We start from the raw sequence: 21708 nt of genomic DNA, 5'->3' as shown, positions 1-21708 counted from the left end.
CGCTCATCTGAAAACCACTCATTGCAAAATGACCTATGAATCCTCAACTTTTGGATAAACCAGTCAGTGAAAGCAACCAGTGCCTCACGCTTTATGATGTTAGCTGGGAGAAATTGGAAGCAATAGAAGCAGCTTTAGAAGATTTTCCAAATGTGCGGCTAGCCTACCTCTATGGAACCTTAGATATTATGTCTCCTCTTTCAGTAGAACATGAAGATGGTAAAAGCACTATCAGTCTCTTACTGCTGGCTTATTTTCAACACACAAACATCCGATTTTACAAGCGTGGTAGCAAGACTCTCGGCAGTATCCAACTAGGAGGAAGAAAAGAGCCTGATGAATCATTCAATCTGGAAACTAAGAAAGAGATTCCCGACATTGTAATAGAAGTAGTTGTCACCAGCGGCGGAGTAAATACTCTGGAAATCTACAGGCGAGTCAAGGTTCCCGAAGTATGGTTTTGGAAAAAAGGCAAGCTAGCCCTGTACCGTTTGCAAGACGAAGAATACAAACAAGTCGATCGCAGTGAATTGCTACCTGATTTGGATTTAACATTGTTCGTTCGTTGTGCCAATATCCCCGATCAATACGATGCTGTAGTTGAGTTTCGCAATCAACTGCGCGAGGGACAAGAGGAAGCATAATCAAAACATATTTGCTGCAATTTGTCAAGAAACATAATCGAAAAACAAGAGGAATTATGAAACGAAACGATTTGCTGAATGATATTTTGCCTAGAGATTTTCAAGACACCGTTGAGTTAGGACAAATGCTGTGGCAGCGCCACCCAATCCCGGTGCAGCTATTTCTAGTAATGTGCTTTAATTTGATAATAGCTCCCGCTGTGTATGCCGCTACAGATGAAAGTTTAACTAAAAAAGCTGCATGGGGTTTAAGCCTTTTGGGTTTAGTAATCATCGGACTCGCAGTTTATTTGTTTACTGTAATTTTTCAACCAGAAAGATTTTAGTTAAACATCTACATTCCGACTATTAGAAACCGGGTTTTTTCCCGAATCTGCGGGCTAAAACGAAATATTTCGCAAAAACCCGGTTTCTGAGTTCCAAAGACATCCGTTACATCCGTTACATAATCCGTTGCCGAACTTCCTTATTCATTGAGGTAATTTATGAGAGAATTAATCAGAGCAATTCGCGTGACTTTAGTTTTGTGGGGAATCACCGCAATTATTTATCCCTTAATCGTGCTAGTAATCGGTCAAGTCGCCTTCAACTCGCAGGCTAACGGCAGCTTAATTACTAAGCAGGGAGTTGTAGTCGGTTCATCGTTAATTGGTCAATCTTTCAGCTCGGATAAATATTTTTGGAGTCGCCCCACAACCACAAATTACAGTAGCTTTGCACCTACTGATTTCGACCCGACAAAGGCCGATAATTTAAGTCAGAGAACGGGGTTTTCTGGAGCTAGCAACCTTGCACCCACTAACTCGGATTTGCTGAAGCGAGGTAATGAGAAAGATGGTTTTCAAGGCGTGGAAGTAGAAATAGCCCGCCTCAACCAAGCCGGCATCAAACCGACGGCAGATTTAGTCTACACCTCCGGCTCTGGGCTCGATCCGCACATTAGTGTAGAATCAGCTAGGGCGCAAGTTGAGCGGATAGCAAAAGTGCGATCGCTAAATCTCAATCAAGTAGAAATGTTGGTATCCAAAAATACAGACGGCAGATTTCTCGGAATTTTCGGCGAACCGGGAGTTAACGTCCTCAAACTAAATTTAGCTCTCGACGGTTTACAATAGTTTAGAGTCAGTTGTTAGTTGTTATTTGTTAGTTGTTATTTGTTAGTTGTTATTTGTTAGTTGTTATTTGTTATTTGTTAGTTGTTATTTGTACCAACTACCAACAGTCAACAGCCAACAGTCAACAGTCAACAGTCAACAGCCAACAGTCAACAGTCAACAGTCAACAGTCAACAGTCAACAGTCAACAGTCAACTGCTATGATTCACTCTAGCGAACTCACAAACAATCCAGATGAGGTTTACGCCCAACCAAACCGCACTTACGATCGCCCGCGTCGCCGGGGAAAGCACAAAATATTTATCGGGATGGCCCCCGGTGTCGGCAAAACTTTCCGAATGCTAGAAGAAGGACACAGGCTTAAATCTGAAGGCATAGATGTGGCTGTCGGACTGTTAGAAACTCACGGGCGGAAAGAAACAGCAGCTAAAGCTGAAGGACTGGAAATAGTCCCGCGAAAAACTATGCTGCGAAGCGAAAAAAAGCTCGCAGAAATGGATGCGGAAGCAGTCATAGAACGCCGCCCTCAACTAGCATTAGTAGACGAACTGGCTCATACAAATATTCCCGGTTCTCTGCGAGAAAAACGACATCAAGATGTCGAAGCAATTCTCAATGCTGGAATTGATGTTTTTTCCACGCTCAACATTCAGCACATAGAAAGTCTCAACGATTTAGTAGCTCGAATTACTGGAGTTGTCGTGCGAGAGCGAGTGCCCGATAGCGTCCTCGAAACTGCTGACGAAATAGTGGTTATCGATGTCACGCCGGAAACTTTAGAAACAAGGTTGTTAGAAGGCAAAATTTACGCTCCCGAAAAAATTGAACAATCTTTAAAAAACTTTTTCCAGCGCCGTCATTTAATTGCTTTGCGAGAACTCGCCCTGCGAGAAGTTGCAGACAGTGTTGAAGACGATGCAGGAACTTTAAAAGGTCAAGTTTGCAACATTCACGAACGAGTTTTAGTATGCCTCTCTACTTATCCCAATTCCTTGCAACTGCTGCGGCGCGGCGCGAGGATTGCTAACTACATGAATGCCCCGTTTTATGCTGTGTTTGTAAACGATCCAGACAAATTTTTAACAAAACCGGAAAGCTTGCACGTTGAAACTTGTGAGAAACTATGTAAGGAATTTAACGGACAATTTTTGCGGGTAAACGGTAACAATATAGCCCAAGCAATTTCGGATGTAGCCAAACAGTATCGAATTACTCAAATTGTGGTCGGCGAAAGCCAGCAATCCCGGTGGAATTTGCTGCTGCGCGGCTCCTTGACTCAAAAGTTAGTGCGATCGCTCAAACACGTAGATTTGCACATCATCGCTACCGAAAAAAGCGGGGCTCCTAATTAGTCAGTTGACAGTTGACAGCTCGCCCTGAGCGACTTGTGATCCCGCGAAGTCGAAGCAAGCCGAAGGGTTGACAGCTCGCCCTGAGCGAAGCCGAAGGGTTGACAGTTGTATAAGTAAGTCCACCTAATTAAACATAAAAGACGGATCGATCTCCAGCTTGCTGTGTATATCTTGTCCCTTCTTCCTTCTTCCTTCTTCCTTCTTCCTTCTACTTAACAACTGCAACTTTCGGAGGGTAGCAGACTATAGCATAGGACGGATGCGCTAAAAGTATTTACCTGTTATAGTCGCAATTGTTAAACTGATTACAAGTGCGTCATGGTAGATCCTTACATTCTCAACTTGCTAGCAATTGGCATCCTCTTGCTGACAGTCACCTTGGCTTCGGGATGGATTTCGCGATTGCCACTTTCTTATGCTTTAATTTATTTAATTGTCGGTATCGGATTGGGGCCCTACGGCATCAACCTAATTCAATTGCGCCCCGAAGCTATATTTTTAGAAAGACTTACAGAATTTGTAGTAATTGTTTCTCTATTCAGTTGCGGCTTAAAAATGAATCGCCCGCTGCAACTTTGGGCTTGGAATTCCACAGCGCGGCTGATCGGTTTTTTAATGCCAATTTCGATTTTTGCTGTGGCTGCGCTAGCTCATTGGTTTGTGAAATTAGATTGGGGGTCGGCTATTTTATTAGGAGCAATTCTCGCTCCCACCGATCCAGTTTTAGCCTCAGAAGTTCAATTAGCTAATATAGACGATAGCGATGAATTGCGTTTTGGTTTAACATCGGAAGGTGGTTTAAACGATGCTTTATCTTTTCCCTTTGTTTACTTCGGTATTTATGCGATCAAAGATGACAATTTGTCGAACTGGTTTTTGCAATGGGCAGCAGTTGACTTAATTTGGGCGATCGCCGCAGGTATCGTCATGGGAATTTTAGTAGCTAAAGCCGTCACCTGGATCGATTTAAGATTGCAACGCTACAGACCGGCCGACCAATTAATGGAAGATTTCATCGCTCTCAGCACAATTCTGCTCACCTATTCCCTCACAGAAGTAGTCAACGGCTACGGATTCCTCGCAGTTTTTGTAGCAGGAATTGTCGTGCAGCGCAGTTACCGCGATCCAGAAAAACCGCTTTCCCAACTGCACTTTACCGAGCGCATTGAAAAGTTAATGGAAGTAGCAACTCTTTTACTATTAGGTTCGCTCCTGCGCCTAGAACCTATGTTGGCATATGGCGGCTACTCGCTTTTAGTAGGTGGATTGTTAATTTTTTTGATTCGGCCTGTGGGAGCTTGGATTAGTACGATCGGCAGTCCTTTGCATCCCGCCAGCCGATTGCTGTTCGGTTGGTTCGGCATTCGTGGCGTCGGTTCTATCTATTATTTTACCTATGCTTTGGGTCACGGTTTGAAAGGCGAAACTGCCGAGAAAGTAGCCTGGATAACCTTTACAACTATCGTAATTTCTGTGATAGTACACGGCATTAGCGCCACCCCGTTAATGAACTGGTACGAGCGCCGAATTAAACCCAAAGTACCGGATTTAATTTAATTCAGTAAGGTGCGTGACTTTAATAGTCCTGGACGCAACTGTCACACAACAATCGACTTGTAGGGTGCGTCAGGCGAAGTTCTCTAATGGCGATCGGGAATTTCGGGAGCTGACGCACCTTACTATATAATCTAAAATCGACTTGTAGGGTGCGTCAGGCGAAGTTCTATAACGACACCGAAAGAAAAAAAGATTATAATTTTTTCGATAACTCTAATATAAACATTCGCGGAATCAAACATGGATCGATTTGAATTTCAGCTAGCAATGCTGCAAAAAGGAGCAGAGGAACTAGAGAAAAAAATAGCTAACTTCACAACAATTCTGATGCAATTAAAAACTGCGGCAATTACCATTTGGGTAGCCTTGATTGGTTGGGTTTTTACAAGCAAAATAGATGCGTTGGTTCCCCTAGGATACGTTATAATTTTTGGTTTTTGGTTTTTAGAAGCTACCTACTGGAAGGTGCAATTTTATTACCTGCAAAGAGTCAATGCAATTACCCAATTCTTGAATAATGAAAGCGCCTTAAATGAAAGTTTTAATACTCGCTCAATTCCTGAAGGTCTTGTTCACCCGCTCGGTTCATTAAAAACAATTAAAATGCCTTCTTTATGGAGAGCTATCTGCGCTCCATCAATCTATATTTTTTATACCTTTTTGTTTGTTGTTAATTCGATCGTTTGGTTAATAACTCTTAAAACAGCCCTCTAACTGGGTAAGATCCCAATGTGCGATCGATCGCACAATATCTTCCATCCCAACTAACTAAAAGTGTAAATTGGAGGTTCAATTTGCTTGCTACTCCAAAAAACGGTTGCTTTTTGTATGGTTTGGCTTAAGAGTTCGCCTGTTTTCTTCTCAATACTCTGTTGGTTATTTTCAAAACACAGATTTAGACTTTTATCGCATCATTCGTTTGTTTGCAGAGTTGTTATGCCGCCTTCTACCTACAGGGAGCATCTCATTTTTGTAAAAAGCATTTTTTCTTATAGTGCTGTCCTCGCTCGCGTATCGTATAATACGCGAGCGAGGACAGCACTATATAAATGCAAAGCTGAGATGCTCCCTACCTACATCTCCAATCGACTAATTTTTGTAACTCTGAATATAAAATATCTTTACCTCTTAAATCAGCGAGCCATCTTTTAGGAATTGCTTTCATTCCATCGCGTATTCCAGCTATCCCACCCGCCACACACGCCGTTGTATCTGTATCTCTACCCAGAGAGATAGCAGCTTTTACAACCTCTTCGTAAGTATTTTTTTTCATCGCCCATTTAGCAGAACGTAAAGTATCAACCACATAGCCACTTCCCTGCCCATCAATACTATCGTCAGGTCTTACTGCCCACATTAGTTCTGCATATTCATCTGAGTCTTGACCATAGATTTCTTTAATTTTGGTTACTGCCTCTTTCCAAGAATTGGCTTTTCCCTCTAAAGTGTACCTAGCCCACAAACAGTATAAAGCACAACATATTTGCGATCTAAGATGTCCATGAGTCACAACTGACTGTTGATGAGCATCGTTAACAAGTTGTTCATCACTACCTTTATGCCATAGTGCCAGCGGCAGAACTCTCATTAATGAACCATTGCCCTTGGCTTGTTCAGTTTGTCCAGCTATTGCTGCCTTAACTCCTAATCTTAGTTTTCTAATAGCTTGACCTGTTTGGATGCCAACATCAAACACATTGCCATCGACTGCCATATACCCAGTTTCATACCAATCAACTAATCTCGTGCCAAAATTGTCAATATCTAATCTTCCGCAATCTAGGAGGGAAGACAACAGAACAAGTGCTTGTGCCCCATCATCAGACCAGGTTCCAGGTGCGATAGTTTTATGCGATCGATCGAAATAGTCAGGTGGGGTAAATTCTATTTCCGATACAGGAGGAATTTCAGTTTGTGCATGAAACTCATAAGGTACACCAAGGGCATCACCTATCAATAGCCCATAAACACCTCCTTCTATTCTTTCTTTGAGCTTTACCATGAATTTATCCTAAGCGATCGTATCCTTATAGGAAACATAACAAAGTATTCTACAGAAAATTTAAGTACATCTACCCAACATAGGGCGATCGCACTAAAAGTTTCTAGATAACATACCCAATTCGATGTAATACCCCGAAAGTTTCTGGAGCGAACCCCATAAAAGCATATTATACAGAAAAATTTAGGAAGCAATTTAAAAGGAAACCCGTGTCAGGACAGTTGCCGCCCGAAGCGGTTGATGCTGATACCCACGATCGCGATCGCTCTTTCAAACCATATCAATATCTATGGAATCGCCAGCCAAATCGTTTCTATAAGCCTTTGGCGTAGTTTTAACCTGTTGGCGAAACACTCTGGTAAAATGACTCTGACTTTGAAAGCCGACTTGATGACAAATTTCCCTGTCGGGGCGACAAGTCGCCTATAACGCTGATAGAATAAGCCTCATAGCTCTTAAGCCTTGTTGATAATTAGGTAGTTTATGTGGGGACAAAGACATTAATTCAACAACAACCTGCCAATTACCAAACATCGAATCGACCCATGATTCACCCCAAAGTCCAATATAAAAAGTGCTATGACGTGCATATTTTCTGTGACTTTCTGTTTTTCTACTTAGATATTCTTGAACTTGTTTTGACTTAATTTTTATCCCTTGGATTATACTCTTCAAGTATGCTAGTGATAACAGAATTAATAATTTACTCAATCGCTCGCCCGTAAGATTAGTCCTTTCTAGGTTATATCCTCCACCCTTAAAGTCTCTAAACATTTCTTCAATTCCAAATCTTTTTGCATAAGCATCAACTGCTGCTTGTATATTTGCCAAGCTTGTCAGAATATACCAAGGTTCTTCTGTAGTAATATTTCGATATTTACCCAGCCACTTACCGGCTAAATTAAACCCCGTAATTGGTGCGGTTTTTCGGATTGTTACTTCTTGATTGAAAAAGCTATTTCCTGGCTCTAATCCTAGCATTTTTAGTTCAGTCCATAACTCTAATTCCGTCTTGATACAAACATTTTTTTTTAGTCGTAAACAGAAATCTACTTTCTTCTCCCTCAGCCAGTTTGCCAGGGTAACACTACAAAATTCACGATCTCCTAACACGAGCAATTTATAATCTGATAAGCCGGCGAATACTGGCGTTAATACTAATTGTTGATTTTCTAATGTGCTGTTCCCTTGTTTGTCAAGAACTTTCCAATAGATAGGAATAGCTCTTTTTCGCCAAATCATGCTGACCATCAAAATATTATTTGATTGCCATTTCGTTTTTGTCTATTGCTAAATATACAACCTTATTTTGTTTGACATTACCTTTGGTCCAACCAATCACCAGTGGCAACCAAATATTATCTAGACTCCATTCATCCTCCGATAAAAATCTCTGAATCTTTTTTCTTCTACTTTAAAATTTAATGGGCATCCCTAGTTTTGTTGCTATGCTTTCCAATGTAACTTCTTTAATCGATTGCACTACTTGAATCAATAAAATTGTCAATAAGTAATTAGAAGGTGTCAGCTTTTCTGACAAATGGGCATGATATAATTCTGGTATCATTTAATTGTTTTTGGGTAAGAAGCTTTCTTACTCTATCTTTTTCTAGGCAATTTGTCTAGGATTGCCTGACTGTCTGATTTTCAGGCAACCTGTCACCCCGTCAGCAAATTTCCACAAGAGTCAACTCCCGCCGCCGAAGCAACTGCTTTGCTCTCTCGATGCGACATTTCATCACATACTGATGGGGTGTACTCCTGTAGATTGCTTGAACAAACTCACAAAATAATGCGAACTAATCTGCACCGCACTACTCAGTTTTTCCAAGCTCAAATTACCATAGCAGGAATAATTGCAATATCGCCGCTGGCATAATCTACCTCTTGCCAACTTCCATTAAACATAAAACTCGCCCGAAAATCATTTTTAGCTATGATAATAAAGTGGTGTTCTAAATCAGTTTCCGGTATTTCGTCAGCAGGTTCTAGCTCGTAAATGAGATTCATCAAACCATCCCATCCCAATTCAAAGCTAGAAAGGAGGTGCAAATGCGGTGCAGGTTCGTTATCAGACACGGCAAGTCTCGACTTCAAGCGATAAACAAGGTTTGATCGTTCGGAATTTAGTCCACAGATTCAGAAGACTAAAGTCCCAACGATTTGAGATATTGCACCACGGCTAATAACTTTGGAAAGAGCGGGCGGGACGCCCATCCCACAATCACAATTAAAATTGTAAGTTATTTAATTTGCGCTCCTAATCTGATGGCGATGCGGTTGGTTTCACCCCAACTAATAAAGCGAGTTCGCGCCACTTCCAATAACAATCTACATCTGTAAAACCAATTTCTCTAAACCAGCGCAATTGCGTTTCCACATCGAGCAATTTATTAGACGGATCGTCGGGCGAATCGCTAATACCGAGCGCCTCTCGAAATTTCTCGTGTAAAGCCTTTGTTGGGGATGCTACGTGCTCCAAATTGCCAAAAATGCCTCCGGGTTCCAAAAGCTCGAAAATCTCGGTGTAAAGGTCAAATTTGCGATCGTCCTTTACGTGATGGATAGCAAAACTAGAAACGATCGCATCAAACTTGCCCAAATCCGGCAGCGGTTCGTCAAAATTGTGCTCGATTACCGTGACATTCTTATCATCAGCAAAGCGAATTCTGGCTTTTTCCAGCATTGTCGGCGAAAAGTCGATCGCCACACACTCAACATTCGGGCGATCGCACTTAAGCAAACCCAACAACCGTCCATCACCCGTACCTACATCCAGAATACGGCGCACAGTTTTCGGCACCTCCTCCAACAAAACCGCCTCACCCTCAGTGCGGTGAGGAATACCATCAGCCTTAGCCAGATACCACAAAGCGTGTTCCGCCGAGCCCCAAAGATTGACTTGACTCATAATTTTTTAACCCTCATAAATCTCGCCATTTTTGCGAGTAAAAATCCAGCTATTATCGTGAGATTTAGCAACTAAATCATCATCGGGATAATTCGCTGAATCTCCCGGAGTGCGATCGCCAACTTCCAGATAAACAACAACAGAATTCGTGCGGTTAACCAAATGATGCCCATCAGCATCACCCGCCCGAAAACCAGCCGCCATACCCGGTTGCAGCGCTTCCTCACCCGCATTAGAAATCAGAGTAATCTCCCCTTCCAGAACATAGACTAACTCATCTTGACGAGAGTGCCAATGTCTCAGAGCAGAACAACTTCCCGGCGCAAGTCTCACCAAATTTACCCCAAAATTCTGCAAACCCGCAGCATCACCCAAGCGTTTCTTCACCCTTCCCGCCACCGCAGATTGAAATTGCAGGGGATAATTCGAGCCTGTAATATCCGGCACATTTTCAGGATTTACAATCATAAAATACTCCTTCCAGTAGTTGTGAGATCTCTCTTTTCTTGCTTCGCGTCCTTTGCGCCTTCGCGGTTCCTTCGTTTTAAATTCTAATCAGCCAGTGGATCAACCATACGACCCAGAAATAAGATACTATCCGATTGAGTGTCCCGAATCAGAAACATAAAAGGGCGATCGGCTCTAAACATTGGTGAAAGGCTCCTATCCTGCATCACAACCGCTGTAGCCGCCGCCGCCTCAGTCCCCTCCTCATTCACATCGACGAAAGCTTTGTGAATTACCGCTGAGATATACAGCCCTTGCTCATTACTTAGGTTAGATAAGTCAGTTTCCGCAGTTGTCATGCCAGTAAAGTCAGCCTTTTCCCTATCAAAAGCAAGCGGCATCCCCATCTCTGAAAGTGCTTGGTTGAGTTCAAACTCTGAAGTCAGCTTAAATTTAGGCAACCAAACTAATAACTCGCTCATTAGGGAGAGTGAAGATAGCCATTTCTTCAAGTTTTCGATTGTCAATTGCTGCTCCAACTGAGCCAACCCATCCAGCTTCCTTGGCAAGAGAATCACCATAGATAGCCGATCGCCCACATAAGGAAGTTCCAGCACTTCTAGGTCTTTTAGGGAAGCGTAGCGGAACGCTCCTTTCTGGTACATCATTAGCACATTAACCTGCCGATATGGTGCAATTGTAAAGGGTTCTTCCTTTGTGGAAATTGGCTCGAACTGACTTGCCCAGTTGCCTTTGAAATAGATAGCATTAGTCAAAACCAATCGTGTATCTTTGGTTAAAATCCCTGCACAAATTAGGTTTTGAATCTTCTCCTGAGTTTGTTGCGCCACCCAAGTGTTAATCGTCCAACGAGTCTCCTCAGTAGCTCCCATAAAGTCCACAAATGCTAGTGCAGCGTTGTAGTATTCTTGGGTAGTTTGAAGAAACACATCAAGGAAATGAAACCCCTGCTGTCCCCAAAGTCGATTAGCAGTGTTCAGTTGATAGCCGGAATTTTGACCCATATTGAGGTCAGCTATCAGTGCAGCAAAGGCTGGGTGCAGGTGCTTTTGTTTTAGCTGCAAGTGCAAAACATTGTCCATCTCCGAAGCTGTCTCGCTTCTAGCACCCGCATAAGTCATCGCCAGCGCTGTTGAGATGCTGTAGGGAGAGAAGAAAAGGTTTCCTTCTTCGTGGCGCAGTTTGTTATAAAGGTCGATCGCGAAAGCATTGTTGCCTTTCACCAAGATAGTCACATGATCTAAACTCTTTATTTTCATTGAATAAGTTCTCCTTTTTTATGGTTCGTTCTTAGTGGGACAGGCGTCCCGTCTGTGATTGTGAGTGTTCCTTATTTCAAAGGTTTAAAATTAGTAGGATTTTCCCTAATCGGCTTAATAAAACGGCTGTTAGCCCGCACAAAACAATTACCCTTATCCGTTGAAATCGGCAACCAAGGTTTACCCTGAGAGTCAGCAATCATAATTTGATTAGCATTATTTCCAGTCACCGCTTGCAAGCGTTCTCCCAGACGAAAAGTAGTCACCACCGGCCACTGAGAAATATTGTGTTTATTTCTTTCAAACAAATCAGCAGGCGCATCAACGCCATCTACAGAAACCGATCGAAATCGCTGAGCCATAAGGCTAGATTAACCCCAAATCCTCAAACCAAAACCACCGCCAGAGAGACAATTCTAATTTCTGCTTTCATCGATCGCAAAAAATCCTTAAATCCAAGCTCATCACAATTTTATACCCGCTGGCAGTCGCCCGTCACCTTAATATCCCACCTCCGACAGTTTCCGCAACCCATTAAGAATGTGTTATATAATATTTAGATTCATTAAGAAATATTGCAAAAATGCTTCTTTCACCCTCTGGCGCCAGCAAACTCAAAGAATCTTTAAAAGAAAAAGTATTCTTTGGGAATGAGCCAACCCCCGAACTCATAGCCATCTTACTGATTTACTTCGTCCAAGGCATTCTCGGACTAGCTCGCTTAGCCGTCAGCTTCTTCCTGAAAGACGATCTTGGCATGACTCCGGCCGAAGTATCAGCAATGATGGGTGTTGTCGCCCTACCTTGGATTATCAAACCCTTGTTCGGCTTCATGTCGGACGGTTTGCCCATATTCGGCTACCGCAGACGACCTTACATCGTCCTCTCCGGGCTCTTGGGCACGTCAGCATGGGTGAGCCTTGCAACAATTGTACACACGCCACTGGCCGCCACAGGGGCGATCGCCCTAAGTTCCCTCTCCCTCGCCGTCAGCGACGTCATCGCCGACTCCCTCATAGTCGAAAGAGCTAGAAAAGAATCCGTCGCCGACGCAGGTTCCCTGCAATCCTTATCCTGGGGCGCATCAGCCCTCGGCGGACTAATCACCGCCTACCTCAGCGGCTACCTGATGCAACACTTGGGCACCAACACCATCTTTTTAATTACCGCATCATTCCCGCTCATCGTATCAGCAACAGCCTGGTTAATTACCGAAGAAAAAGTCAACAAAAAAACCGACTTTGCAACAGTAAAAAACCAATTCAAACAACTGCGGCAAGCTGTTACCCAAAAAACAATTTGGTTGCCCACCGCCTTTCTATTCCTGTGGCAAGCCACCCCAAGCTCCGACTCAGCCTTCTTCTTCTTCACAACCAACGAACTAGGCTTTCAACCAGAATTTCTCGGTCGAGTGCGCCTCGTCACCAGCATTGCTTCTCTCCTCGGCATTTGGCTGTTTCAGCGATACCTCAAAGCAATTCCATTTAGAGTAATTTTCGGCTGGTCAACAGTCATTGCAACAGCCTTGGGCTTGACTACATTATTATTAGTAACTCATGCCAACCGAGCATTAGGAATAGACGACCAGTGGTTCAGCATCGGAGACAGCCTGATCCTGACAGTAATCGGACAAATTGCCTATATGCCAGTGCTGGTGCTCTCAGCGCGATTGTGTCCTCCCGGTGTCGAAGCCACATTATTTGCAGTGCTGATGTCAGTCACCAACTTAGCCGGACTTATTTCCCACGAAGGCGGTGCACTTTTGACCCACTTACTCGGAATTACCGATCGCAATTTCGACAACCTCTGGCTGCTAATAACCATCACCAACCTCTCCACACTGCTACCCCTGCCATTCCTAAATTGGCTTCCCGCAGAAAATGCAGAACTCAGCGACCAAAACAATCAAGAATTACTCCCCTTATTACAACCAGAACTAGGAGGCGCAAAACAAGGCGGCCAGAACTTCATACCCGAATACTTTCCAGACTTAGTACCGACAGTCAGATCAGAAAAACGCCGATCTGACTAACGCAAAAGAAGGAAGAAGGAAGAAGGAAGAAGGAAGAAGGAAGAAGGAAGAAAATTGACTGCGAATATCTTTCTAGTTTGATTTCATCTCCTTTCATCTCCTTTCATCTCCTTTTTTCTTACTTTATTTCTTTCTCTCTGCGCCCTCTGCGCCCTCTGCGGTTAAATCAATAAAAACTTATTCCACCAATGCAAAACTTACAAACTTCCGAATCTCAAATAGCAGCCAAAAGCTTATCATACGATCGCACAGACTGGCAGCGCGGCTACGAATCCCAACCCAACGAATCCGACTACTGGATTGACGACATAGAAGGCGAAATCCCAGAAGGCTTACAAGGCACATTCTTTCGCAACGGGCCCGGATTGCTAGATGTCAACGGCCAGCGCATCCATCACCCCTTCGACGGCGACGGGATGGTTTGTGCGATCGCAATTTCCGACGGCCGCGCCCACTTCCGCAACAGATTCGTCCGCACCGAAGGCTACCTCGCCGAACAAAAAGCCGGAAAAATCCTGCACCGAGGCGTTTTCGGCACACAGAAACCCGGAGGCTGGCCAGCCAACATCTTTGATGTCAAAATCAAAAACATAGCCAACACAAACATCATTTATTGGGGCGACAAACTGCTAGCACTCTGGGAAGCAGCACAGCCCTACAGACTCGACCCCCGCAGCCTAGAAACACTCGGATTAGACACCCTAGACGGCATCTTAGAACCCGGTGAAGCCTTCGCCGCCCACCCCCGAATTGAAAAAGGCAAAAATGGAGCCGGAGACAGATTAGTCAACTTTTCCGTCAAGCCCGGTTTATCAAGTACAATTACCATTTACGAACTCGACACAAGCGGCAAACTTTTACAAAAACACGCCCACGCAATCCCCGGTTTTGCCTTCCTGCACGACATGGTAATTACCCCGAATTACTGCATATTCTTCCAAAATCCCGTCAGCTTCAATCCCCTACCATTCTTGTTAGGATTTCGGAGTGCGGCCCAGTGCATTCAATTTTCGCCAAACAAGCCCACGCAAGCAATTTTAATTCCCCGCAACGGCACTGACGAGGTGAAGATATTAGAAACCGAACCTTGTTTTGTCTTCCACCACTGCAACGCATGGGAAGAAGACGGCGAAGTTTTTGTGGACTCAGTTTGCTACGAATCATTTCCAACAGTAGAACATGACGGCGATTTTCTGGAGATTGATTTTAACACTATTCCAGCGGGGGAATTGTGGCGGTTTCAGCTCAATTTAAACGAGAAAACTGTCAAGCATCAAGTTGTTGAAAGTCGGTGCTGTGAGTTTCCGACTTTGCATCCAAATAATGTCGGACAACCTTACCGATATCTTTACATCGGTGCCGCAGATTCTCCCACGGGGAATGCTCCTTTGCAAGCTATTCTCAAAGTTGATTTCGTGACTGGTGAAAGGCAAGTGTGGAGTGTTGCGCCGCGCGGTTTTGCGGGAGAACCTGTCTTTGTTCCCCGTCCCGATGCTATGGCGGAGGATGACGGCTGGCTGCTAGTTTTGATGTATGATGCAGCTAATCATCGATCGACCTTAGTGATTTTAGATGCTAGCGACATCACCAAAGGCCCAGTAGCGCGCCTGCATTTAAAACAGCACATTCCCTACGGTTTGCACGGCAGTTTTACACCAAATGTACTGCTTCCTATGGATTCGTAGTTCGTAATAGTCGGCAATTAAAATCGCGAATAGACAAACAAAGTCCGCCTCTTACACGGTGCCCAGAAACCGGGTTTTTTACGAAAATACTTGCTTACTACCCGAAGTTATGGTAAAAAACCCGGTTTCTTTAGTCCCTGTTCGTAATTCCTGAACTATTCAAGATGTAAAATATCTATAAGAAATGCAAAATGTCAACAAATTAAATCTCAAAAAAATACTTATTTTAATTTGCAGCATCGCCGTAAGCTTGGCAATTATCTTATCTATTTACTCTCATAATGCTAATGCCCAAGAACCTTACAAGCCAGCTCCAGAAAGCACTGTAGCCCCCAAAGGCTTGGTTGAGGTCAAAATGACGGTAATTGGGGTAGACCCGATTAAAAATGAATTAGAAACCCGTTTACAGTTTGAACTAAAAGGTATCTATAAAAAAGGGCCGACTTACCCCGCTCAAGACTTGTTAATGACAGTTAATGGCGCAAATGTAGTGGATTCGGAAATTACCTTTAAAGAAGGCAAACCGATGATTGTCCCTGCATTAAAGTTTAACTTAGTCAAGGGAAAAATTAATAATTATCCGTTTGATACGCACATTGCTAAAGTGGCTATTTCAATCGATCCGCTGGCTTCTATCGGCAAAAAATTTGCTCCCTTTGAACTGAATCCCGTGCCGCTGGAATTTAATTTTAATGCCGATGTTCCCGGTTTTGACATCAGTTATAAGCCGATGGAAGAGAATTCGTCTATCTTTATTTATATTGATGTTTCTGCAACTCGCTCGATTCCGGTGAAATTCTTTGCTTTAGTGATTATTGTGATTATGTGGGTGCTGTCAAGTATGGCGCTGCTGCTAGCATTAAAGGTGATGAAATCTGGCAAGTTACCGGAAGTGGGAATGCTGAGTTGGACTGGTGTGATGTTGTTTGCTTTTCCTGCCATTCGCAACTCTCAACCGGGAGTACCACCAGTGGGAACTGCTAGCGATTTCCTCTCGTTTTTTTGGACTGAAATTATTGTTGTGGTGGCGTTGGTGATTATCGGTAGCTGTTGGTTGAAGCGGTATCATCCGCCGGTTGATGAGTAAACCTGCCCCGACATAACTATTGGGTGGGGGCGGGTTTTTGAGATTTTCGATTATTGCTTGAGATTGTTGGTGAACCCGCCCCTACAAGATATTATGATTCAATATGGTTCAGTTAACCCTAATGTCCGAAGAAAACTCTTAGCGCAGCAATTGTAAAGACTAGGTTGCTTCTGAATTAAGTGAATCGGTTAATCCGTTACATCCGCTACAGAATCCGTTGCCGAACTTCTTCGTTACTTTTTTACCTGCAAGTTCTCAATATCCTGGGCGGGTACACCCAAGCCGCGCAAGATAGTAAAAGCAATAATTCGATATCCCGATGGATTCGGGTGAACTCCATCGGCTGCTAACAAATTCAGAGTTTTTCCCGCGTGTTTTTGATAGGTGCCGATTACTTCGCGAAAAGGTGCATTCAAATCAATAAATAAGCACTGATTTTGCTGGGCAATTTCTCGCATGGCTGCTACGTATTCTTGCAGTCGGCGATTTTCCGGGCCGTCTAGAATTTCGCGAATGGGAGTAGGAGAAAGCAGGGCGACTCGAATTCCGGCGGCTTTGGCTGCCTGCACCATTTGGGTTATTTTGTCTATGTATTCTGCCAGCGATACTCCGGCGGCTAGGTTGCCTTGCGGATGAAACTGAAGCTTTTGGAAGTCGAAGAAAGCGTGCCAAACGTCGTTAACTCCGGCGTTAATCATGACTAAATCTGGCTGTTTGTCGATCGCATCTTTCTGAAAACGCGCCTGCATATCACTCGCCTTGTTACCGGAGATGCCGGCGTTGACGACTTCGATTTGGCGATCGGGATACAGGGCATTCAGATAGCGTTGCAGCAGCCAAACGTAACCTCCGGGGTATTTCCCGGCTTCGGTGATGCTGTCGCCCACAGTCACAATTTTGCGCTTGCCGGCGAGCACGTTCTGGATTTCTGGCGGCGGCGATGCTTCGGATACGGGTTCTTTAAACATGGGAATTAAGGAGTGAGGAATGTTGAAGATGATAACAACCGCAATTACGGCGAGAGCAAGTCTGATTAAAACTTGCTTCAGGGGGGATTGGGGACGGGGCGATTCCCTACGGGATAGCTTCGCCGCGCGTACATTTGGAGACATTACGCAGTTTGTATTAAATTGATGCTTGAGGAAATTGTATGATGAAACTACAACAGTTATTACAATCCAAGGGCGAGGATATTCTGGCGGTGGCGCTGCGACATGGGGCGTTTAATGTACGGGTGTTTGGTTCGGTGGCGCGGGGTGTTGTCGATGAGAGTAGTGATATTGACCTTTTGGTGGATTATGATTTACAGAAAATTTCGCCTTGGTTCCCAGGCGATGCTCTTGATGGATTTGCAAGATATGTTAGCTTATAAGATAGATATTGTGACGGAACAAGGATTAAGCCATTTGATTAAGGATCGGGTTTTGGCGGAGGCGAAATATTTCGTTGATTTTACTTTAAAGGAGGCTGTATGATGACTTTACAAGAAATTATCGCTCAGGTCGAGAGTTTATCAATAGAAGATCAGGATCAGTTGTTTGAGTTGATCCGCAAGCGACGGGTCGAGAATCGGCGGGATGAAATTTTGGCGAATGCTAAGGAAGTGATGGAAGCTTTTAAGAATGGGACAGCAAAGAGGGGAAGCGTTGATGATTTGATCGCAGATTTACTAGGAGATGATGATGGAAGTTGTCTGGAGTAGTGGATTTAATCGGTCTTTTAGGAAGATTACAAAGAAAAATCCACAATTAAAGGATCAAATTGCTAAGGTGTTAAGGCTATTGGCAGATGATCCATTTACGCCATCTTTGAAGTCTCACAAGTTAGGAGGGGAGTTAGCCGGATTATGGTCTTGTTCTGTTGCATATGATTGCAGAATAATTTTTAATTTCTCTGAAGATGAGGAATTGTTAGAAATGGTGATTCTATTGGTTGATATTGGAAGCCATGATGAGGTTTATTAATATGTAGCTGCGCCTTGACCCTATGCCCTACGGCTCCAAGCCCCTTGATTTCGATTACGATAGAAACAGGACTTACGCATTTCAAAGTAATTCTTTTTTTTTGCCCATGAGTTCCGACTTAGTTCCCCTGCTTCCGAAAGTATCGATCGGCCGTCGCGCTGCTGCTTTCTGCATCGACGCGATCGCAGTTGGGTTGCCCAGCTTGCTTCTCGGCACTAATCCGATCGCCCAAACCATCTTTTTTGTCCTACTGTGGATGATCCTGCGCGTACCCATCGTCAGGAAAAACCACGGTCAAAGTCTCGGGCGCTGGGCGTTGGACATGAAAATTGCCGATGCTAGATTCCAACGGATTCCCGGAGTGCAGGAACTTTGCAAGCGCGAGGGATTGCTGGGCATTTGCGCCGCCCTAGCCTTTGCGGGTGTAGGCGGACTCACATCCACCAACGCCGCCGTCTTGCTGCTGATGCTGCCGCTGGCGATCGACTGTAGCACTGCCTTCATCGACACCGCCCGGTTTCCCCAAGCTTTTCACGATCGACTCAGCGGGACGATGGTCATCGGAACCAAGCGCGGCTACTCCCTCGACATCAAAGTTAGAAGATTGCTTGACCAAGTGCAGAGCAATGTGAGAAGATAATAAATTGTGTTTAAATTAGTCGAAATTTATTTAGAATTATGGCTAAAGGCGTCCGCATCATAATTACCCTAGAGTGTACTGAGTGCCGAACCAACGCGAGCAAACGCTCCAAAGGCGTGTCTCGGTACACCACCACCAAGAACCGTCGCAACACGACGGCGCGGCTGGAACTCAAAAAGTTCTGCCCCCATTGCAACAAGCACACTGGCCACAAAGAGATCAAATAGTCATTAGTCATTAGTCATTAGTCATCAGTCATCAGTAGTTGGCAATTGATATTGACCCGCGAACAGCAGATAACTAACAAATGCTTTCCTGACGGCTAGCAACTAACGGCTAATAACTAGGAACTAACAGTTAACAGTAGTCAACAGTCAACAAAGAACAAACCATGACTTACTTTCGCCGGCGCGTTTCGCCAATCAAACCAGGAGACCCGATCGACTACAAAGATGTCGATTTGCTCAAAAAATACGTCACAGAACGCGGTAAAATTTTGCCCCGCCGGATTACCGGTTTGACGGCAAGACAGCAACGCGACCTGACTCGTAGCATCAAAAGAGCAAGAATTGTAGCTTTGATGCCCTTCGTAAACCAAGAAGGTTAACTGGATTTTGGATTTTAGATTTTAGATTTTGGACTGGAAATAAGACTTACGCGAAAACAACGTCTTTTTGTCGCCAGCGATGGTCGCTAATCGATCGCAATATTTTGTATTGAGTCGCTGCTGCGTAAGTCTTAGTCAAAATCTCAAAAGTTAAAGATTAAAGGATGAAAAGCATAACTTTTTAGATGTTATTTTTAACAATTGATGTAAAAGTTGTCAACATCCAAAATCTAAAATCCCAGATCGTAACCAGATAAATGGTAATAGTAAAAATATCAAATATAAAATAATAAAGCTGCCAAGTGGAGAAGGGAACGTTAGTAGAATTTAGAGTGCACGGCGACCGTCGTCTGGCAGTTGCCGATCGCCCCGACGGCAAGAAAAACTGGGTTGTCGTAGACGAAAACGGTCAACCGCACAGCATACCGCCCAAACAAATCAGCTACGAAACAGTCGGAGAAACTTACAAACCCTCCGACATTTCCAAATTTATTAAAGAAGTAGAAGGTTACTCAGATCCATCGAGTCTAGAAGTGGCTTGGGAACTGCTAGTGGATGACGGAGAAAATACAGACCCCGAATCCCTGGCAATCTTACTATTTTCCGATCGCACTCCGGCGCAATGTTATGCAGCTTATTGTTTGCTGTCAACTGATAAACTGTATTTCAAACAAAAGGGCGATCGCTACGAACCGCGATCGGCCGCCCAAGTAGCCGAAATCAAACACCAGCAAGAAGTAGAACAGCAACGACACCAAGAATCCCAAGGATTTTGGGATCGAGTCAAACAGCGACTGGCTGGGGAAAATAATGTAGATTGGCTTCCTAGCGATCGAACTCGCCTCGATGCCCTAGAACGGTTTGCCACCCTCGGAGAAGAAGCAACCCATCGCACGCCGGCATTAGAAACTTTAGCCAGCTTACAACGTCCCGAAAACCCCGAAGCAGCATTTGGGCTTTTAGTCGATCTCGGCCTGTGGAGTCCCCACGAAAACCTGTTTTTGCGGCGCAGCCAAATTCCTCTACAACTATCGGCAAAGGTATTAGAAGTGGCGCAAAGCTGCCTAAAAGAACCCTCAACCGACTCCGATGCAGATCGTCTCGATTTAACTCACCTCAAGGTTTACACGATCGACGACGAAAGCACCACCGAAATCGACGACGGGCTCAGCTTAGAATTCCTCGAAAACGGCCAGCAGCGCCTGTGGATACACATCGCAGATCCCACCCGCTTGCTTACCCCCGGAGACGAACTCGACCTCGAAGCCAGAAAGCGCACCACTACGGTTTATCTGCCCACGGGCATGATCCCGATGTTTCCTCCAGCTTTGGCAACCGGGCCGATGAGTTTAATTCAAGGTAAAGAGTGTAGCGCCCTCAGCTTTAGCGTCACCTTAGACGAAACAGGCGCCGCCCAAGATGATTACAGCATCCACATCAGCAAGATCAAACCTACCTACCGCTTAACCTACGATGATGTAGACGAAATGCTGGAGTTGGGAATCGAAGCAGAACCGGAAATAAGCGCGATCGCCACTTTGGCGAAACTGCGCCAAAAATGGCGGGAAGCCCAAGGCGCAATCAGCATTTTCATGCCCGAATCGGTGATCAAAGTCAACGGCGACGAGATCAAAATCCACGTCATCGACGACTCCACAGCCAGACTGCTAGTAGCCGAAATGATGATTTTAGCTGGCGAATTAGCCGCCCGCTACGGTCAAACACACAGCCTACCAATTCCCTACCGCTATCAGGCGCAGCCAGAACTCCCCCCAGAGGAAGAACTGCTAGCCGTACCCGCAGGCCCAGCCCGTGCTTGCGCCGTGCGCCGCTGTATGCCCCGCAGCGAAATGGGTCTGACCCCAGGACGGCACGCAGGCTTGGGTTTGGAATCCTACACTCAAGTTACATCTCCCATCCGCCGTTATACCGACTTGTTGACTCACTTCCAAATTAAAGCCCATCTGCGGGATGAGCCCCTGCCTTTTTCGGCCCAAGAAATACAGGATATTGTGATGTGTCTCGGTACCGCAGTTAGAGAAGCCTCTACCGTGGAACGCCAAACTAACCGCTATTGGGGATTGGAATATTTGCGGCGCAATCCTGATGAAGTTTGGGAAGCTTTGATGCTGCGCTGGTTGAGGGAAGATAGCAATCTTGCTTTGATTTTGTTGGAAGAGTTGGGTTTGGAATTGGCGATGCGATTTGGTCGATCGGTCGAAATTGGCGATCGGCTAGAAGTCAAAGTCACTCACTGCGATCCGCGATCGGATGTGATTAACTTCCAAGAAGTGATTCTGGAAGCGGCACAATAGGATTTGAGATTTTGGATTTTGGATTTGAGATTTTAGTTATTGTAGGGTGCGTCAGGTGAGAAGGTAACGA

At 44.6% G+C, this 21708-nt stretch carries 24 protein-coding genes and 2 pseudogenes; 17 read left to right on the top strand and 9 right to left on the bottom strand.

Annotated features, from left to right (window positions below):
• The first annotated feature begins 35 nt into the window (after nucleotides 1-35).
• The 6 genes from QUB66_RS15635 to QUB66_RS15610 all read left to right on the top strand — a co-directional run bounded on the left by QUB66_RS15635 (nucleotide 36) and on the right by QUB66_RS15610 (nucleotide 5382).
• The gene (locus tag QUB66_RS15635) at nucleotides 36-644 is read left to right on the top strand and encodes a Uma2 family endonuclease (RefSeq protein WP_332966155.1); all 609 of its coding nucleotides are present in this window, start codon (nucleotides 36-38) and stop codon (nucleotides 642-644) included.
• A 56-nt stretch (nucleotides 645-700) separates the two neighbouring features.
• Nucleotides 701-970, top strand: coding sequence for a K(+)-transporting ATPase subunit F (gene kdpF / locus QUB66_RS15630; protein ID WP_332966152.1), 270 nt, complete (start codon nucleotides 701-703; stop codon nucleotides 968-970).
• A 159-nt stretch (nucleotides 971-1129) separates the two neighbouring features.
• Entirely contained in the window at nucleotides 1130-1759 is a 630-nt protein-coding gene (gene kdpC / locus QUB66_RS15625) for a K(+)-transporting ATPase subunit C (RefSeq protein ID WP_332966151.1), read from the top strand.
• A gap of 200 nt (nucleotides 1760-1959) precedes the next feature.
• The gene (locus QUB66_RS15620) at nucleotides 1960-3111 is read left to right on the top strand and encodes a universal stress protein (RefSeq protein WP_332966214.1); all 1152 of its coding nucleotides are present in this window, start codon (nucleotides 1960-1962) and stop codon (nucleotides 3109-3111) included.
• A 318-nt stretch (nucleotides 3112-3429) separates the two neighbouring features.
• The gene (locus QUB66_RS15615) at nucleotides 3430-4668 is read left to right on the top strand and encodes a cation:proton antiporter (protein WP_332966150.1); all 1239 of its coding nucleotides are present in this window, start codon (nucleotides 3430-3432) and stop codon (nucleotides 4666-4668) included.
• Between the two features lie 240 nt (nucleotides 4669-4908).
• A complete protein-coding gene (locus QUB66_RS15610; protein WP_265239161.1) occupies nucleotides 4909-5382 on the top strand; it encodes a hypothetical protein in 474 nt (157 codons plus the stop codon).
• Between the two features lie 355 nt (nucleotides 5383-5737).
• On the opposite strand, the gene QUB66_RS15605 is transcribed toward QUB66_RS15610, so the two are convergent.
• On the bottom strand, nucleotides 5738-6670 hold the full coding sequence (locus QUB66_RS15605) for an ADP-ribosylglycohydrolase family protein (protein WP_265239160.1): 933 nt from the start codon (nucleotides 6668-6670) through the stop codon (nucleotides 5738-5740).
• A 209-nt stretch (nucleotides 6671-6879) separates the two neighbouring features.
• Between QUB66_RS15605 and QUB66_RS15600 the strand changes: the two genes are divergently transcribed.
• Nucleotides 6880-7002, top strand: a complete 123-nt coding sequence (locus QUB66_RS15600) for a hypothetical protein (RefSeq protein ID WP_265239159.1) — start codon at nucleotides 6880-6882, stop codon at nucleotides 7000-7002.
• A 19-nt stretch (nucleotides 7003-7021) separates the two neighbouring features.
• Here QUB66_RS15600 and QUB66_RS29750 read toward each other — a convergent pair.
• The 7 genes and pseudogenes from QUB66_RS29750 to QUB66_RS15570 all read right to left on the bottom strand — a co-directional run.
• Nucleotides 7022-7069 (bottom strand): annotated as a pseudogene (locus tag QUB66_RS29750) (hypothetical protein); the annotation flags it as partial.
• Between the two features lie 24 nt (nucleotides 7070-7093).
• A pseudogene (locus QUB66_RS15595) lies at nucleotides 7094-7936 on the bottom strand (IS4 family transposase); the annotation flags it as partial.
• 567 nt (nucleotides 7937-8503) lie between these two features.
• Entirely contained in the window at nucleotides 8504-8749 is a 246-nt protein-coding gene (locus QUB66_RS15590) for a hypothetical protein (protein ID WP_265238855.1), read from the bottom strand.
• 181 nt (nucleotides 8750-8930) lie between these two features.
• Nucleotides 8931-9581: a class I SAM-dependent methyltransferase gene (locus tag QUB66_RS15585; RefSeq protein ID WP_265238854.1), complete on the bottom strand. Its 651-nt coding sequence runs from the start codon at nucleotides 9579-9581 to the stop codon at nucleotides 8931-8933.
• 6 nt (nucleotides 9582-9587) lie between these two features.
• On the bottom strand, nucleotides 9588-10049 hold the full coding sequence (locus tag QUB66_RS15580; protein WP_332966149.1) for a cupin domain-containing protein: 462 nt from the start codon (nucleotides 10047-10049) through the stop codon (nucleotides 9588-9590).
• 83 nt (nucleotides 10050-10132) lie between these two features.
• Complete coding sequence (locus QUB66_RS15575) at nucleotides 10133-11308, bottom strand: serpin family protein (RefSeq protein WP_265238852.1); 1176 nt, start codon at nucleotides 11306-11308, stop codon at nucleotides 10133-10135.
• 71 nt (nucleotides 11309-11379) lie between these two features.
• Nucleotides 11380-11670, bottom strand: a complete 291-nt coding sequence (locus tag QUB66_RS15570) for a hypothetical protein (protein ID WP_332966148.1) — start codon at nucleotides 11668-11670, stop codon at nucleotides 11380-11382.
• 221 nt (nucleotides 11671-11891) lie between these two features.
• On the opposite strand from QUB66_RS15570, the gene QUB66_RS15565 reads away from it, so the two are divergent.
• The 3 genes from QUB66_RS15565 to QUB66_RS15555 all read left to right on the top strand — a co-directional run bounded on the left by QUB66_RS15565 (nucleotide 11892) and on the right by QUB66_RS15555 (nucleotide 16112).
• Nucleotides 11892-13340 carry a folate/biopterin family MFS transporter gene (locus tag QUB66_RS15565; protein ID WP_332966147.1) on the top strand — a complete coding sequence of 483 codons (1449 nt, stop codon included), beginning with the start codon at nucleotides 11892-11894 and terminating at the stop codon, nucleotides 13338-13340.
• A gap of 188 nt (nucleotides 13341-13528) precedes the next feature.
• On the top strand, nucleotides 13529-15025 hold the full coding sequence (locus tag QUB66_RS15560) for a carotenoid oxygenase family protein (protein ID WP_332966146.1): 1497 nt from the start codon (nucleotides 13529-13531) through the stop codon (nucleotides 15023-15025).
• A gap of 184 nt (nucleotides 15026-15209) precedes the next feature.
• Complete coding sequence (locus QUB66_RS15555) at nucleotides 15210-16112, top strand: DUF4436 family protein (protein ID WP_332966144.1); 903 nt, start codon at nucleotides 15210-15212, stop codon at nucleotides 16110-16112.
• Between the two features lie 233 nt (nucleotides 16113-16345).
• Here QUB66_RS15555 and QUB66_RS15550 read toward each other — a convergent pair whose 3' ends face one another.
• Nucleotides 16346-17224: an SGNH/GDSL hydrolase family protein gene (locus QUB66_RS15550; protein ID WP_332966143.1), complete on the bottom strand. Its 879-nt coding sequence runs from the start codon at nucleotides 17222-17224 to the stop codon at nucleotides 16346-16348.
• 38 nt (nucleotides 17225-17262) lie between these two features.
• Between QUB66_RS15550 and QUB66_RS15545 the strand changes: the two genes are divergently transcribed.
• From QUB66_RS15545 to QUB66_RS15515, 7 genes are all read left to right on the top strand, one after another.
• Nucleotides 17263-17484, top strand: a complete 222-nt coding sequence (locus tag QUB66_RS15545; RefSeq protein WP_321161649.1) for a nucleotidyltransferase family protein — start codon at nucleotides 17263-17265, stop codon at nucleotides 17482-17484.
• Between the two features lie 99 nt (nucleotides 17485-17583).
• Nucleotides 17584-17814 carry a hypothetical protein gene (locus QUB66_RS15540; RefSeq protein WP_265238846.1) on the top strand — a complete coding sequence of 77 codons (231 nt, stop codon included), beginning with the start codon at nucleotides 17584-17586 and terminating at the stop codon, nucleotides 17812-17814.
• Nucleotides 17789-18076 (top strand): type II toxin-antitoxin system RelE/ParE family toxin, encoded by a 288-nt coding sequence (locus QUB66_RS15535; protein WP_321161648.1) that lies wholly within the window; start codon nucleotides 17789-17791, stop codon nucleotides 18074-18076. The genes QUB66_RS15540 and QUB66_RS15535 overlap by 26 nt, the downstream gene beginning before the upstream one ends.
• Nucleotides 18077-18182: 106 nt before the next feature.
• A complete protein-coding gene (locus QUB66_RS15530; RefSeq protein WP_332966141.1) occupies nucleotides 18183-18716 on the top strand; it encodes an RDD family protein in 534 nt (177 codons plus the stop codon).
• Between the two features lie 38 nt (nucleotides 18717-18754).
• Nucleotides 18755-18943: a 50S ribosomal protein L33 gene (gene rpmG, locus QUB66_RS15525; protein ID WP_265238844.1), complete on the top strand. Its 189-nt coding sequence runs from the start codon at nucleotides 18755-18757 to the stop codon at nucleotides 18941-18943.
• Between the two features lie 164 nt (nucleotides 18944-19107).
• Nucleotides 19108-19323 carry a 30S ribosomal protein S18 gene (gene rpsR, locus QUB66_RS15520; RefSeq protein WP_265238843.1) on the top strand — a complete coding sequence of 72 codons (216 nt, stop codon included), beginning with the start codon at nucleotides 19108-19110 and terminating at the stop codon, nucleotides 19321-19323.
• A gap of 302 nt (nucleotides 19324-19625) precedes the next feature.
• A complete protein-coding gene (locus QUB66_RS15515; protein ID WP_265238842.1) occupies nucleotides 19626-21638 on the top strand; it encodes a ribonuclease catalytic domain-containing protein in 2013 nt (670 codons plus the stop codon).
• Nucleotides 21639-21708: the final 70 nt, after the last annotated feature.

Source organism: Microcoleus sp. A2-C3 (assembly GCF_036706065.1).
Lineage (GTDB): Bacteria > Cyanobacteriota > Cyanobacteriia > Cyanobacteriales > Microcoleaceae > Microcoleus.
Note: the sequence above shows the minus strand (reverse complement) of the source record. Positions and strands in the feature narration are given on the sequence as shown.

Excerpts from the sequence above, each read along its gene's own strand:
- rpsR (WP_265238843.1), top strand. The coding sequence starts at position 19,108 with ATGACTTACTTTCGCCGGCGCGTTTCGCCAATCAAACCAGGAGACCCG.
- kdpC (WP_332966151.1), top strand. The coding sequence starts at position 1,130 with ATGAGAGAATTAATCAGAGCAATTCGCGTGACTTTAGTTTTGTGGGGA.
- QUB66_RS15560 (WP_332966146.1), top strand. The coding sequence starts at position 13,529 with ATGCAAAACTTACAAACTTCCGAATCTCAAATAGCAGCCAAAAGCTTA.
- rpmG (WP_265238844.1), top strand. The coding sequence starts at position 18,755 with ATGGCTAAAGGCGTCCGCATCATAATTACCCTAGAGTGTACTGAGTGC.
- QUB66_RS15615 (WP_332966150.1), top strand. The coding sequence starts at position 3,430 with ATGGTAGATCCTTACATTCTCAACTTGCTAGCAATTGGCATCCTCTTG.
- kdpF (WP_332966152.1), top strand. The coding sequence starts at position 701 with ATGAAACGAAACGATTTGCTGAATGATATTTTGCCTAGAGATTTTCAA.
- QUB66_RS15535 (WP_321161648.1), top strand. The coding sequence starts at position 17,789 with ATGATGATGGAAGTTGTCTGGAGTAGTGGATTTAATCGGTCTTTTAGG.
- QUB66_RS15580 (WP_332966149.1), bottom strand. The coding sequence starts at position 10,049 with ATGATTGTAAATCCTGAAAATGTGCCGGATATTACAGGCTCGAATTAT.
- QUB66_RS15565 (WP_332966147.1), top strand. The coding sequence starts at position 11,892 with ATGCTTCTTTCACCCTCTGGCGCCAGCAAACTCAAAGAATCTTTAAAA.
- QUB66_RS15555 (WP_332966144.1), top strand. The coding sequence starts at position 15,210 with ATGCAAAATGTCAACAAATTAAATCTCAAAAAAATACTTATTTTAATT.
- QUB66_RS15575 (WP_265238852.1), bottom strand. The coding sequence starts at position 11,308 with ATGAAAATAAAGAGTTTAGATCATGTGACTATCTTGGTGAAAGGCAAC.
- QUB66_RS15585 (WP_265238854.1), bottom strand. The coding sequence starts at position 9,581 with ATGAGTCAAGTCAATCTTTGGGGCTCGGCGGAACACGCTTTGTGGTAT.
- QUB66_RS15540 (WP_265238846.1), top strand. The coding sequence starts at position 17,584 with ATGATGACTTTACAAGAAATTATCGCTCAGGTCGAGAGTTTATCAATA.
- QUB66_RS15610 (WP_265239161.1), top strand. The coding sequence starts at position 4,909 with ATGGATCGATTTGAATTTCAGCTAGCAATGCTGCAAAAAGGAGCAGAG.
- QUB66_RS15530 (WP_332966141.1), top strand. The coding sequence starts at position 18,183 with ATGAGTTCCGACTTAGTTCCCCTGCTTCCGAAAGTATCGATCGGCCGT.
- QUB66_RS15550 (WP_332966143.1), bottom strand. The coding sequence starts at position 17,224 with ATGTCTCCAAATGTACGCGCGGCGAAGCTATCCCGTAGGGAATCGCCC.
- QUB66_RS15605 (WP_265239160.1), bottom strand. The coding sequence starts at position 6,670 with ATGGTAAAGCTCAAAGAAAGAATAGAAGGAGGTGTTTATGGGCTATTG.
- QUB66_RS15570 (WP_332966148.1), bottom strand. The coding sequence starts at position 11,670 with ATGGCTCAGCGATTTCGATCGGTTTCTGTAGATGGCGTTGATGCGCCT.
- QUB66_RS15635 (WP_332966155.1), top strand. The coding sequence starts at position 36 with ATGAATCCTCAACTTTTGGATAAACCAGTCAGTGAAAGCAACCAGTGC.
- QUB66_RS15620 (WP_332966214.1), top strand. The coding sequence starts at position 1,960 with ATGATTCACTCTAGCGAACTCACAAACAATCCAGATGAGGTTTACGCC.
- QUB66_RS15545 (WP_321161649.1), top strand. The coding sequence starts at position 17,263 with ATGATGAAACTACAACAGTTATTACAATCCAAGGGCGAGGATATTCTG.